We start from the raw sequence: 12738 nt of genomic DNA on the forward strand, positions 1-12738 counted from the left end.
GCTCCAACACGTCGGGCCTTCTGGCCCGGAAGGGCTGGGTCACTTCGTCGTTTAAATCCAGCTGACTTATACTTTACTGAGCATTGCTCAGTGAACTATGAGCTAACCCCTGCAATTATAGAGCTAACACCGGTAAATACACGTGATCGGTGGTAATATGACGGTTCTCGATAAGGCAATGGATGTAATGCGAAAGTCTGCGGATTGGATGGTCCCTTCGGATGACCGGATTCTCGAACTCCTCAGGGAGCACGGCAATCTGACACCGCAGGCTGTCGACGATCTCGGTGGACCATCGGCCGGACACGCTCAAGATCGACTCCCAACGCTCACGAAGTTCGGACTGACAGAGCGGATTTCGCGTGGTCTCTATCGAATCTCCGAGAAGGGAATCGCCTACCTCGACGAGGACCTTGATGCTTCCGAGCTTGAGCCCGTCGACGACTGATCCGTTGCTTTCGGGCTGAATTGCGCTTGTTTCTGTGTTGACCACAGACGGTCAGATGCGTGTGTGGGTAATAGGCGGCGTGGGGCCGTGATCGAATAATTGGAAACAGTGAAAATTCGCCTTTTATTCATCCGACATAAACTGTGGGATTACAATGGATTGCTGCCAATGATTTACGTAGATGGATTTTTGTATTGTATCACAACATAATAGGGTGTGACTAGAATAGACCACTCTCCTCTCTTACCGATAAGTTTTGTATTTGCTACATTGATTCTTTTCGTTGCCTATAATAAATTGTCTGAAGGCCCAACTCCATTAAAAGAACAAGCATTAAATATATTAGTTAAATCAGGTCGAATTCCGAAACTTTATTCAACGGTCAGTGTAGGGGTTTTTTCCTTATTGGCAGTACTAATAGTGGGCCAGATCCTGCAATCGACAGCCATAGTATTAGTCACGCTATTTTATGCAAGTGTACTATTCTTCGATAATATATTCGATAAAAACACACCAATGCCAAGGATTGAAAAACCCGATAGATACTACGATAGCGAACATACTAACGAAAAAGATACACAGGGTTTCAAATTTGAGTTCCAAGTGCGGAATATTGGAGGAAGAAAATTACAAAATCCGACAGTTCAGTATAAATTGTATGACATATATGATGACTCAAATACACCTTGGAAAAACCTATCAACGGATAATTCTACAATTGAACCCGGTATGACTAACTCATATAGCATTGATGGCTGGCCAGTCACAGAAGGATCTTCTGTGGATTATGTTGTAGTTATTCGAGTGAAGCCTTATCTCGGGTTCTCTCTTTCACGGGATAGGAAATCGTTCACTATACCTTAAGCTCGTGAATCCGGAGGCCAGCTTTTATTTAATATCGCCGAGAGTTCTTAATCAATGAAGCAGCGTCAGGCAACTCCAACTAAGAACTGGAAGGATATCACTGATGACCACAAAAAAACACGAGAAGTAGTAGAACAGAAGATATCAACTGTGGCTGAGGGGGGCGAAGCAGATCCCCTCGCTGTGGTCGGTCCTTATCGGTGTGGGAAGACACAGTTGTTATACCACTCATTTGACTTTTGTTGGGAAAATGGACTTCCAGCGTTGTATACAGACGCAAAATCAATTTTTAAAGAGTTCGAAAAATCTGAATCAGAAGATATCGCTAAATGGCTGTCTCAACGTACCACGACTCAAGTTCAGGCACTTATTGAGGGGAAAGACGCGGATTGGTTGCCAAACTGGGAGCGAGAAGAAGATCGACTTGCTTGGTTGAAGGATGTAGTAAATGAGGGTTCGTTTGATGAGAATTATGCAGTGTTACTGGTTGATGAGGTTGAGCAAGCATATACAGACTTACGATCGAAAGACCTGGTTGATGATGAAAACCCATTACGCATAATTTTGGACGACACGGAGGGGGTCTATCAGCTATGGGCCTTCGGGTTGGTATCAGCCTATGAGTTTTTGGGCGAAGCAGATTATGCGCGGTTTAGGGAAGTTCGTATCCCTCTTCTAGATGTTGAAGATGTTCAAAGAAACCTTCTGAACAATGGTAAAAACGCTGACCTTGCCAATGGAATTTGGTGGCTTGCTAGGGGAAGAGTTGGTTGGAGTAATAAGCTGATAGAAGAGGCCCCATCCACTGACGAAGATATCTCAGCGTGGGTCCAGTGGGTTAGTAGCTTGGATTTTGAAGGCACGAGTCCTTTGAATAAAGACGTTTGGACGAATAGTGATGTTGATCGTGGTCAGTGGGATAATGCTCGGAAAGCAATTCTATTCCTAAAAAATGAATACCCTGATTGGGAAATACAGTCTCCTTCAGGAGACTCGATTTCGGTTGATAATATGAAGGGCCTCAGTCTGGATATTATTCTAAATATTTCTTCCGTCGATGCTCCTCCCGCTAGTAAAGAGATGGTAGAGCGAAATTTGAATCGGCTATGTGACAGTCTTTCGACTAAGTCTAGTTGGAAAGAGAGTACACATTACTTGCCTGCAAATATGTTAACAGAAAATAAATCTGTTGGAGGGTTTCTAAAGCTTCTACAAGATCTCATTACCTCTTTTGAACCACGTGGTTCGATAAGGGCAAAAGCTAACGAGATAGTCGAAGAAGTGTCTACAAACGAATTCCGGGTTTCTTGGTCGGATCGGTTCTACAATAACATAGACAGTGAACACGGGGCTTGGTCTATTCGACCTTCTATTGTTTCCGAAGCATACCCATCAGTAGCTGTAAATCCGAACCAGCTCACAAAAACGGCTACCAACGAACTAAGGGATAATATTCACACAGGGATCGAGATCGACCCAAATATTGACTCGGGCCATATTGGATATGAAGTGTATTTTTGTCCAAACATCGATAGTGTGAATAGCGTAATTGAAAAGGCTGCCAAACCACGAGATATTCAAAAAACATATTGTATTATAATCCCAGATCTTGATTTGGCGGATGTTGATAATTCTGAGAAGTTAACGCAACTTATTGAGGTTCAAAGAATTCAAGTCATTACCGAAACTGCATCACGGCTATGGGACTTTTTAATTCAATTGCGGGTTTACTTGGAAGATAACTTTGGAATCGAACAGCCAGTAACCCAAAATAAGATCAATAATGCGTTAGATTCTGAGCCGGATCGAGAGAACAGAAATACGATTCAAACTCTCTTTGATCAAGTGTATAATATTTCTGAATCCGCCGTAAATGACTGCTTAGATGATTTCAGGCAACACTACTCCCGACGTGATACGAACACCCCAGTATGGGCGGAGTCTCATTTAGACGAGGAAGCTCCACCCGGAATGTACGGAGGAGGTAGTCTGCCACGGAGAGGACTTTCTTTCGCATTAGTATGTTCCGTTGCGGACATTGACACAAATCACAGCTACATCGATTTGCGTAAGGAACTTTTGAACGGAATAGATGAAGGTTATATCGAAGCCTCAGGTCAAGAATTTGGCTTTCAACAGTTTCTCACTTACGTCTTCTCAGAAACGGGTTACTCAGACCCTGTTAGATCGACAAGAAAATTATATGTCTCATCTCAGGAAGGGAGAGATCCGAGTATAGATCATCTACAGGAGTATTTACTTAGTCTAAGCGAAATGAGTGAAGAATTAGACATACTCACAGATATGGGTGCGGAAAGTGATGCGATAGATATCATAAACGGCACCAGATTACGAGCACATCTAGGTCCTGAGTTCCTTTGGGGGACATATCTAGATGGTTCATCTACGCAAAATTCAGAAAAAGTTATTGAGAAATTAGAAACCCAAATCTCTCAATTGGAAGATCTAGCATCTCGATTAGAGAATGTATCTAAAAAGATACAAACAAAAAATGAAATTCTCACACCACCTTCCGGTTATGGGAGCCCGGTAGAAATAAAATATGACAAAATAAAGAACAAGACAGAACACATTCGAACAGTCGGAAGAGATGTTAGAGACTTAAGAACAAGGTGTGAGTCTAACTCGCAGTTGGCAACCATTGGAATTGTCTTTAACACGATCCTGAATGCGTATATCAATCAGATTGAATCATCTGTTAATACCGTTGAAGGGGCTATCTTAGGTACTGAATTGTATTCAGTCGAAAATCTTAAAGGCAAATTTTCCCAGTTGGAATCCCGGGTCAACGGATCAGATATTGTAAATACTCATTTCAATTGCTCTAGGAATGAAATAGAAGAGGAAATTGGAGATCTGGGAGATGAAGTATTTAATTTTCAAGGACAGGTTGGTGCAGACACTATCCAGCCTTCAGACACCGAAACACTCTCGCGTATCTCCAAAAAAGCTGAAAAAGATATTGACAAGGTCAGCGAACTATTAGACCTCTTTTCTACAGTAGATGAACTAGAGACCAAACAAGAAGAAGCTCAAAGTGAACTGCGCGAATCATTTATTGAATTCATTTCCACTATTCGGGGGGGAGCCTAAATGGTCCTAAAAGAAGAGTTAGAAACAACGATCAACAGACTCGAAGAGAACATACGCCAATATAACCAGTTTGTTGAATGGCTTGATAAAGCAGGCAAAGATTGGTCTAATCGAACGGAGGCAGAACAAACTTCCTTCTTAGAAAGAATCGAAGACTATGAACAGTACCAAGAGAACGAGATTCCCCCCGACCAGATCAAAGAAATAAGACAGGAACTGGAGGAAGCATATAAGGAACCACTCATTGAGGCTCTGAGAACACGCATCGACAAATTTCTTTCAATTATCGATTTAGAATTATCTGAGGTTCAGTTAGATAGAATAGTCTCAAGGATTGTCGATAATAATAAAAGCACTCTAGATAGTGCTCGTGGACAATTTGATGATCATCTTATTTCGGTGGATGCCTTAGACGAGATCCCTCGAAAATATGTGAGAAGTGAGATACAGAGGGACCCCTCTTTACTATCCTCCCCAGGAGATGAATTGAATGACATATTAAACGAAACGACGGAGTCTTACGAGCAGTTGAAGAGTCTTTCTGGGCTTCTGTCAGAATACACGTGGATACCAGAGGACGAATTACCACTTCAACATTCCGTCGATAACTATCCATATCTGTCCGACAATACCGATGTCATCAGAAAACAGTTAGATAAACTGGATGAAGTAGCAGCAGAATTTTCATCGTATGATATCAATCTTGAAGAAGTCTACCGTGAGCAGATAGGAGAAATTCTAACACAAGACGTCTCAAATATTTCCACTCGTCTTAGCACTGTTGCTGAGGACACCGACGAATTATTACAGAGACAACCACTGCTTGAGTCAATTGAACAGATCTCCAAGACAGACAATCTGGATGACAGTACAACGAATAATTTGATAGAGACCTATTCTCGCACTAAAGGGAAAGAATATAACGAAGTCCAAGATCTCAAATTAGAATTGTCTGAATTATCATCGACATACGAAAGATGGCAAAAACACATAATAGAAGAATGGGAAACAACCGCTTCAATCGTCAAGACATATTGTAACCAGTTTGAATTCGATCCTCCTGCCGAGTTTAATCAAATAGATGAATTTAGTACCGCTCTCAGTAAAAACCCGAAGGAGGCGGTGAATATCCTAATCAGAACTAGAGAGTGGATTTCAGGGCGCAATTCAGAACTTGAAACGGAGCTTGAAACTGCTACAATTGAATTATTAAGAGAACTTATTGAGCAGGGAGAAGTCTGGTTAGGCGACTATGATATTGAGGCTGTAGAAGGTGTCCAGAACTCTATTCCTATCAAGTTGACTATCTATGACAAATGAGAAAGTAATTGCGGATATAGATCGCAGATCTCCGAGATTCCACTTCGACAGCAAAAACTTCACAGAGAGAACAATCTCACCCGACGCAATTGTCTGGATTGGTGTCGATGGCGGTGGTGATCTGAATACACTTCTTCCGGTTCTTTTTAACCGTAGCGAAAATGGAATTCAACGCTTCGAATCCTTCTCTGATGACACGACGGAGTCAACTGGAGTTGAAGCACCGTCTTATAACGATAGTCCAAAAAGTAGAGATGTAATTGCTGATCTAACGTATCAAATTCAAGAAATCCCTCAAAATTATGTTAATTCAGAAAGTCCCACTCAGAGTGATGTTAGAGCGTTAGCACAACAGTGGAAAAACAAAAATGCAGAGAATTCAATTGAGGTTAACAAAAACGTGCATTCAGAAACAGTCCGTCGTTTAGATATTAGCTTAACAGTATATTCGAAGGAATTTAGAACATATATCCCCTTTTTTACGTCATTCCCTGAAGCGGACACCTTGAGGGACGTAGCGAGTGGAATTAGAATACCTTGTGTTTCAGTCCCATCCGAAGGCGACAGTCGCTCTCCAGCACCCAAAATGTTTCCAACTTTCGTAAAGACATCAGTAATCCAGATTTAGCCGTGAAAGCTCTCTAATGAGATTTGCAGTTCATCGTTCATTCCCCACTTCCAAGCCTATTTACCCCAACACGGCTACAGACGCAGTAATGACCGATACCGTGGACCTCCGCGAGTACGTCCCCGATAGCTGTCGGGACCTGCTCGATATGGAGGCCAACGAACTTCGCTCAGAAGTTCCGGCGCTCGCTCGCGACAAGCAGCGGATGGGAGAGGTCGATCAGGCGGTCAAGTCCCTACCCTCGCATCACGATCTCTACCTCGGCGACGCCCGCGATCTCTCGATGGTCGACGACGAAAGCGTCGAACTCGTCGTGACCTCGCCGCCGTACTTCAACCTCAAGGACTACGAGAACGGCACCGGCGGCGAGGACCAACTCGGCGACATCGACGACTACACGCACTTCAACGAGCAGGTCGACCAGGTCTGGAAGAACTGCTTCGACAAGCTCGTCCCCGGCGGCCGGATGTGCGTCGTCGTCGGAGACGTCCTCCGATCCCGCAGCGAGCACGGGCGGCATCGCGTGATCCCGCTGCACGCGACGATCCAGGAGCACGCGGTCGACATCGGCTTCGACAACCTCGCGCCGATCATCTGGTACAAGATCGGGAACGCGAGCCTCGAAGCGGGCGGGAACGCGCGCTTCCTCGGGAAGCCCTACGAGCCCGGCGCGGTCATCAAGAACGACATCGAATACATCCTGCTGTTCAGAAAGCCCGGCGGCTACCGCTCGCCCTCGATCGAGAAGCGGATTCTCAGCACGATCGAGGCCGATCAACACCAGAAGTGCTTCCGACAGCTCTGGGACGACATCCAGGGCGCGCCGCAGACCGATCACCCCGCACCCTACCCCGCCGATCTCGCCGAGCGACTGATCCGGATGTTCTCCTTCGCGGGCGATACCGTGCTCGATCCCTTCGCCGGCACCGGCTCGACCGCGGTCGGGGCTTCACGACTCGGCCGGAACTCGATCAACGTGGAGCTCGAAGAGGAGTACCTCGAGCTGGCCGAGGAACGGATCAAGAGCGAGCGCGGCACGCTGACGAACTACCAGAATCTGACGGTCGAAGTCACGCGGTAGCAAACTGATTTAGAAAGCGGCCCGTGAATATCTGTATTCGCGTGCAAAAAGCGTCCTAACAACATCTATTAAAATCTAGCTGTCACTTACTCATAACGATGCTGCGAGACCGATGGAAAGAGATGGATGTATCTTTATCAAAAGTTGCTTGGAGATCTACAGAAGGTCTCTTAGTGGGAATACTAGCATCTCTGATTGTAAGTGCGGTTCTGCTTGGGGCTCCTTCTAGCCCATTTACTTCGTCAAACATTCAGGTAACTGATCACCAAACTATTGATGAACAGTACCAAACAGTTCTAATAAATACTGGAAATCAACCCGCTAAGGGTGTCACAATCACTATTCAAGCTATGAATATAGACTATCAAGAACATCAACGGATTGACTATATTGCATCAGGGCAATCATATACAATTCCATTTCAACCACAGCCGATTCTTCAAAATACCACCAGTAACCAAACAGAGATTTCAGCCGTAGATCGCCAAAATGCCATCCAACTATGCAAGTCCCTAGATAAAACGTCTCAACTTAGGCTTTATCGGGCATCCATTCCAGCAGCGAACCCATTTCAACAAGCTACACGAGATAATCTAGAATATAAGGAAGGGAAGATATTCTTCAATAACACTTCAGCGGTTGAAATACAGGAAACAGAGTACGTGCAAAAAAAGGCTAGTCCAACGGATTACCGGGTTACTGTGAGGAACAAGCAAAATAATCTGACCTACGATATCGATTCGTTCACTTATCCTGAGTCGACTAGGAATGCGACAAACAAATCGAAAGAGGATACGAATCATCCAGAGGAAGTACTCATAACAAGGAATCAGTTCGGTGAATGTTCAATTAATGGGAAATCATTACGTAGTGCACTTCAGCGTAATGAGGGTGGAGTGGAGTCATAGACCGCATTAAATTCGTTTTCTCTATCTATTCCAGAAGAACAGTCCACAGCTAACTCATCGGTGGCTTTTAGAGACCTATAGATAATCCTGACTGTGTGTCTCACCAATATGGTGATGAGCGGATCGTCGAGTGGCTGAACGACAATCAGTACCACCCGCGATCCCCCGCCCACGGAAGCGCCTCGTGCCTCTATCTTCTCGACGACCTCCTCGAAGAGAGCGATAAGTTCAGAGAAGCCGCCGAGTCCGGCGAAATCGTCTACCAGGAAGATTTCACCGTCGGCGAGGGCCCGTCGAAGTGGAACACCGATCTCGTCGTGGGGCCGCCCACAGACGACGTCCAGGTCACGATCGGCGACGACCGGACGATCGCCGAGGGAACGCCCGAGGAGATCTGGCTCGCGATCGACGCGAAGTCCGTGATGACCGAGCACGGGAAGGCCCGGAGGAACCGCCAGCGGGACATCAACAGCTTCGCCGACATTATGCATCGCCACTACCCAGGCGCGGTGACCGGCGGACTGCTGTTGATCAACACGGCGGAGCGATTCAAATCCCCCCTGCGTGACGAGGGCGACATCACCGAACACGACCGCATCGAGAGCCTCGTCGAGGAGACCGTTGAGATGTTCCGCGACATCGACCGCGCCGAGGGCGATGTGAGTCCGAACGTCGACGGCGTCGGCTGCGTCGTCGTCGACCACACGAACCTCGACGACGGCGAGGAGACGACGCTCGTCACTGATCCGCCCGCACCCCAGGAGGACGACATCGTCCACTACCACCGGTTCCTCGAGATCCTCATCGACACGCTGGAGAGCCGGTGGCTGACGGGAGCCCCGCCGGATCTCTCGGAGCTCCGGGAGCTCGAGGACCTCCACACGACGCTGGACCGGCAGGTCGTCGAACTGGCCCACGCGGCGCACATCCTCGGCGACGAGATCGAAGACGGCGATGTCAACGAGGAGACGATCGAACGCCTAGAGTCGGAAGTCGCCGAGATCGAGGTCGTCGTCGAAAGCATCGAGAGTGAGTACGAAGATGACTGATTTCGCACTAGCACGACCCCTCGAGATCGGAGAGTCGCTCACCCAATCCGGGGTAGAGGACGTATTCGAGACGAACTTCGGATATCAGTTCAAGGGAATCACCCTCCGGTCCCCGGACGCTGGTCGGTATCTCATCCTCCTCGCGAACGAGGGCGAGATTTACGACGACGAATTCGGCCAGGGCGACGAGTTCACGTATCTCGGAGAGGGGGTTCGCGAGAAAGGCGATCAGAAGGAGACCGCCGCAAACAAGGCCCTCATCGACGCGATCGAGGATCCGCTCCCGATCTACCTCTTTACGAGCACGGAAGGCATCGACGACTACGAGTATCGAGGACTCGTCGAAGTCCAGGACTACGAGTACGTGAGCGACGGAGCGCGGATGGTCTACCGATTCCAAATCAAGCGACTCGGAATCAGCAGCTGGGAAGGCTACCAGCGAACTGCGAGCGAGGTCGAAGAGACCACACGGGAGCCGCCGTCGCTCACTGAAAACTCGACGGAGTACACGACGGCGGAGTCGAAGGTGCGGTCGTCAGTCTTCGCGCGGAAGGTGAAGCAGCGATACGACTACCGATGTGCAGCGTGCGGAGCGCGGCGTTTCTCTCCTGAAGGAAACCCGGAAGTCGAGGCGGCGCACATCTACCCGAAATCTGAGGACGGTCCGGACGACCTACGAAACGGAATCGCGTTGTGTAAGCTCCACCACTGGGCGTTCGACCGCGGATGGTTCAGCGTCGACGACGATCTCGGCATCATCGTGAGAGAAGACGCGGAACAGGTAGTCCCGGAAGAAATTGCAATTCTTTCAGAAGAGACGTTACTGACTCCGTCTACAGATGACCTAGAACCTCACTCCATCTATCTTCAGGCTCACAGGCGACTTCACGGATTTGAGTAAACGAGAACTAAGTCTCCGCGCCGAATAACGACAGCCTATGAACACCTACGTCGGCGTCGACGGCTGTCCGGATGGTTGGATCGCCGTTGTGTACTCGGATGCAGATTTCGTAGGAGCATCGTTCTACGAGAACATCTCGGACCTTTGGGACGATCACTCCGACGCCGAACGAATCCTCGTCGACATCCCGATCGGGCTTCGCTAGAACTCCAGTGACCCACGGGAGTGCGATGCAGCCGCACGTGAGGTGCTCAAACCCGATCGATACAGGAGCGTCTTTCCGACCCCGGTGCGGAAGGCAGCCCGCCAGGAATCCTACGAGGAGGCCAAGGAGAAGCAAGAGGAGCTAACGGAGGGGAGTCTGAACCGACAGACGTGGGGGATCACCCCGAAGATCCGCAAAGTCGATCAGTTCCTTCTGGATACTAAAGCTGCCCGCGACACGATACGAGAAGCACATCCCGAGGTCTGCTTCTGGGCGTTCGCCGGTGAAGAGATGGAATACTCGAAGACTAACGATCGGGCGCAAGCGTTCTGGGAGCGAGTCGCCGTTCTCCGGAAAGTCGAGAGATACGTGTACGATCACCTCTGGGAAGTCGGCACCGGAGACCTCGGTGGCTCGCCATCGAACGACGATATCGTCGACGCGTTCGCAGTTGCACTGACCGCCCGCGGCGACGAGGAGGGTCTCGAAACGCTCCCGGGAGAGCCCGAAGAGGATGAGGAAGGTCTACCGATGGAGATGGTCTACCGGCCAGCAACGGCTGATTAATAGGCTTATCCTGACACCACTGTCCGAACGTCCACACCCTCCGTGGCGTGCTCGATCACGAACCGAAGCCACTCGTCCAACTGATCGATCCCGGGTAGTGCCTCCGCCTCGCTGCTCGCGATCAGTACGGTTCCCCGATAGATGCGCGTCGGTTCCAGTCGCCCGCTTTCCGAATCGAGACGCAGCGCGACGCGGAAGCCGTCGGCTTCGGTCCCGACGTCCAGAGCGAAGCCGCGACTGTCCCGGACGAGATCGACAGCGACCCGTCGGGGCGTCGCCTCGCCGGGATCGAAGCCGTACGCCGTGAGGTCGAGGACGAATTGCGCTCTCGGTTCGAACGAGCGGAGGTGGTTGCTACGAGACATAGATCCGACTACAGGGGATGTCGATAAACTGCTGTGGGGGCCGTGAACGAAAGTGGAGCGGCGTTCGCCGTTGGCTCGTATGGCGCAAAATTGCTTTGTTCGAGGAAAACATTTTGTCCCTGGGACGACTCTCGGTTTATATGACCGACACCGGAGCCCCCGAAGATCGGTGGCAGGGAGACGTCAACGAGGCCGCCGCCGAGGACTGGAAGGCCGACACGACGACGTTCGAGCGCGTGCGCCAGATAATCGACGTCACCACGGAGCCCCAGACCGCGAGCCAGATCGCCGAGCGGGCCCGGGTGAGCGAACCGACCGCGCGCAAACACCTCTCCGCCCTCGCCGAGACTGGCCGGGTGAAGACGTTCACCTCGGATGCCGGAACGAGGTATATGCGGGCCCCGCAGATGCTGGCGATGCGCCGGATCTCCGACATCCACCGGGAACACACGAAGGCCGAGATCCGGGACGCGATTCGGGACCTCAAAGCGGAACTGCAGGAGTTCCGCGAGCGCTACGACGTCGTCGACGTCGACGAGCTCACGCTCGATCTCGAACCGGGCGACGACGGCTGGGAGGACGTCGCCCGCTGGCAACAGGTCGAGCAGAGCCTCGATATCGCGCAGGCGGCGCTGTCCCTCTACGACTTCGACCCGGACGACAGCCGCTCGGCGGCCGCCCGGACGTCCGATACGGGCTCGATCGTCGAAGAGCGGGGCGCGCTGGGCGGCGATTCGACCCAGTCGACCGCGTAGATGGCTCCCGGAACCGACATCGAGGGAAACGTCGGACCGTTAGACGACGTCGCACTGGAACAGATCCGGGAGGTGTTCCGCAGCGTCGACGGCCTCGTCGAGGAGGCCGGCTTCGACAGCCGATTGGATCCCACGACTCTGGAGATACACTTCGTCGACGGGATCGGAGAGGCCGATTGGTGTCGCCTCGACGTCCGGTGGTTCCAGCGGGGCTACTACAGCTTCCACTACACGGACGAACAGGGAGTGAACTTCCGGTTCGACTACCACCCGAAGCCGAACGCGCCGGACAAGCACTTCCACGCACCGCCGGAGGCTCGTTCGAGCGATCCCGAGCCGTCCTGCATCGTCGCCACCGAACCGACAGTCGTCGCACGAGCGGTGCATAGCCTCTGGCGTCGAGCCTACGAGACGGATTCGGTAGAGCACCTGAACGAAGCTGAAAACCCTCCATAGCGGAGAAGTGACCCCTCCGGTTTAGGCCGACTCGTGCTGGAAGTTCGTCACCAGGTGTTCCCGAGTCTGCGTCGTGG

General features: G+C 50.3%; 12 protein-coding genes and 1 pseudogene. 12 read left to right on the forward strand and 1 reads right to left on the reverse strand.

Translation table 11 applies throughout. From position 1 onward, the window contains the following. Positions 1-157: 157 nt before the first annotated feature. The 10 genes and pseudogenes from NO876_RS16365 to NO876_RS16410 all read left to right on the forward strand — a co-directional run bounded on the left by NO876_RS16365 (position 158) and on the right by NO876_RS16410 (position 11085). A complete protein-coding gene (locus tag NO876_RS16365; protein WP_256422738.1) occupies positions 158-448 on the forward strand; it encodes a winged helix-turn-helix domain-containing protein in 291 nt (96 codons plus the stop codon). A gap of 216 nt (positions 449-664) precedes the next feature. Continuing rightward, entirely contained in the window at positions 665-1312 is a 648-nt protein-coding gene (locus NO876_RS16370; RefSeq protein WP_256422739.1) for a hypothetical protein, read from the forward strand. 54 nt (positions 1313-1366) lie between these two features. Continuing rightward, on the forward strand, positions 1367-4426 hold the full coding sequence (locus tag NO876_RS16375; protein WP_256422740.1) for a hypothetical protein: 3060 nt from the start codon (positions 1367-1369) through the stop codon (positions 4424-4426). Then, positions 4427-5746: a hypothetical protein gene (locus NO876_RS16380; RefSeq protein WP_256422741.1), complete on the forward strand. Its 1320-nt coding sequence runs from the start codon at positions 4427-4429 to the stop codon at positions 5744-5746. It begins immediately after the preceding gene. Beyond that, on the forward strand, positions 5736-6374 hold the full coding sequence (locus tag NO876_RS16385) for a hypothetical protein (protein ID WP_256422742.1): 639 nt from the start codon (positions 5736-5738) through the stop codon (positions 6372-6374). Before NO876_RS16380 ends, NO876_RS16385 begins: the two co-directional genes overlap by 11 nt. An 88-nt stretch (positions 6375-6462) precedes the next feature. Continuing rightward, the gene (locus tag NO876_RS16390; protein ID WP_256422743.1) at positions 6463-7455 is read left to right on the forward strand and encodes a DNA-methyltransferase; all 993 of its coding nucleotides are present in this window, start codon (positions 6463-6465) and stop codon (positions 7453-7455) included. Between the two features lie 98 nt (positions 7456-7553). Further along, a complete protein-coding gene (locus NO876_RS16395; RefSeq protein WP_256422744.1) occupies positions 7554-8363 on the forward strand; it encodes a hypothetical protein in 810 nt (269 codons plus the stop codon). 95 nt (positions 8364-8458) lie between these two features. Then, positions 8459-9412: a hypothetical protein gene (locus NO876_RS16400; protein ID WP_256422745.1), complete on the forward strand. Its 954-nt coding sequence runs from the start codon at positions 8459-8461 to the stop codon at positions 9410-9412. Beyond that, entirely contained in the window at positions 9405-10313 is a 909-nt protein-coding gene (locus NO876_RS16405; protein WP_256422746.1) for an HNH endonuclease, read from the forward strand. Before NO876_RS16400 ends, NO876_RS16405 begins: the two co-directional genes overlap by 8 nt. A gap of 37 nt (positions 10314-10350) precedes the next feature. Continuing rightward, a pseudogene (locus NO876_RS16410) lies at positions 10351-11085 on the forward strand (DUF429 domain-containing protein). A 5-nt stretch (positions 11086-11090) separates the two neighbouring features. Here NO876_RS16410 and NO876_RS16415 read toward each other — a convergent pair. After that, a complete protein-coding gene (locus NO876_RS16415; protein ID WP_256422747.1) occupies positions 11091-11450 on the reverse strand; it encodes a hypothetical protein in 360 nt (119 codons plus the stop codon). Positions 11451-11590: 140 nt separating this feature from the next. Here NO876_RS16415 and NO876_RS16420 point away from each other — a divergent pair, with 140 nt between their 5' ends. Then, entirely contained in the window at positions 11591-12205 is a 615-nt protein-coding gene (locus NO876_RS16420) for a winged helix-turn-helix domain-containing protein (protein ID WP_256422748.1), read from the forward strand. Next, positions 12206-12661 carry a toxin-antitoxin system TumE family protein gene (locus tag NO876_RS16425; protein WP_256422749.1) on the forward strand — a complete coding sequence of 152 codons (456 nt, stop codon included), beginning with the start codon at positions 12206-12208 and terminating at the stop codon, positions 12659-12661. It begins immediately after the preceding gene. Positions 12662-12738 lie beyond the last annotated feature (77 nt).

Origin of the sequence: Halobellus rarus, assembly GCF_024494595.1 — an archaeon.
GTDB classification, from domain to species: domain Archaea; phylum Halobacteriota; class Halobacteria; order Halobacteriales; family Haloferacaceae; genus Haloquadratum; species Haloquadratum rarum.

Excerpts from the sequence above, each read along its gene's own strand:
- NO876_RS16365 (WP_256422738.1), top strand. The coding sequence starts at position 158 with ATGACGGTTCTCGATAAGGCAATGGATGTAATGCGAAAGTCTGCGGAT.
- NO876_RS16375 (WP_256422740.1), top strand. The coding sequence starts at position 1,367 with ATGAAGCAGCGTCAGGCAACTCCAACTAAGAACTGGAAGGATATCACT.
- NO876_RS16380 (WP_256422741.1), top strand. The coding sequence starts at position 4,427 with ATGGTCCTAAAAGAAGAGTTAGAAACAACGATCAACAGACTCGAAGAG.
- NO876_RS16385 (WP_256422742.1), top strand. The coding sequence starts at position 5,736 with ATGACAAATGAGAAAGTAATTGCGGATATAGATCGCAGATCTCCGAGA.
- NO876_RS16390 (WP_256422743.1), top strand. The coding sequence starts at position 6,463 with ATGACCGATACCGTGGACCTCCGCGAGTACGTCCCCGATAGCTGTCGG.
- NO876_RS16395 (WP_256422744.1), top strand. The coding sequence starts at position 7,554 with ATGCTGCGAGACCGATGGAAAGAGATGGATGTATCTTTATCAAAAGTT.
- NO876_RS16405 (WP_256422746.1), top strand. The coding sequence starts at position 9,405 with ATGACTGATTTCGCACTAGCACGACCCCTCGAGATCGGAGAGTCGCTC.
- NO876_RS16415 (WP_256422747.1), bottom strand. The coding sequence starts at position 11,450 with ATGTCTCGTAGCAACCACCTCCGCTCGTTCGAACCGAGAGCGCAATTC.
- NO876_RS16420 (WP_256422748.1), top strand. The coding sequence starts at position 11,591 with ATGACCGACACCGGAGCCCCCGAAGATCGGTGGCAGGGAGACGTCAAC.
- NO876_RS16425 (WP_256422749.1), top strand. The coding sequence starts at position 12,206 with ATGGCTCCCGGAACCGACATCGAGGGAAACGTCGGACCGTTAGACGAC.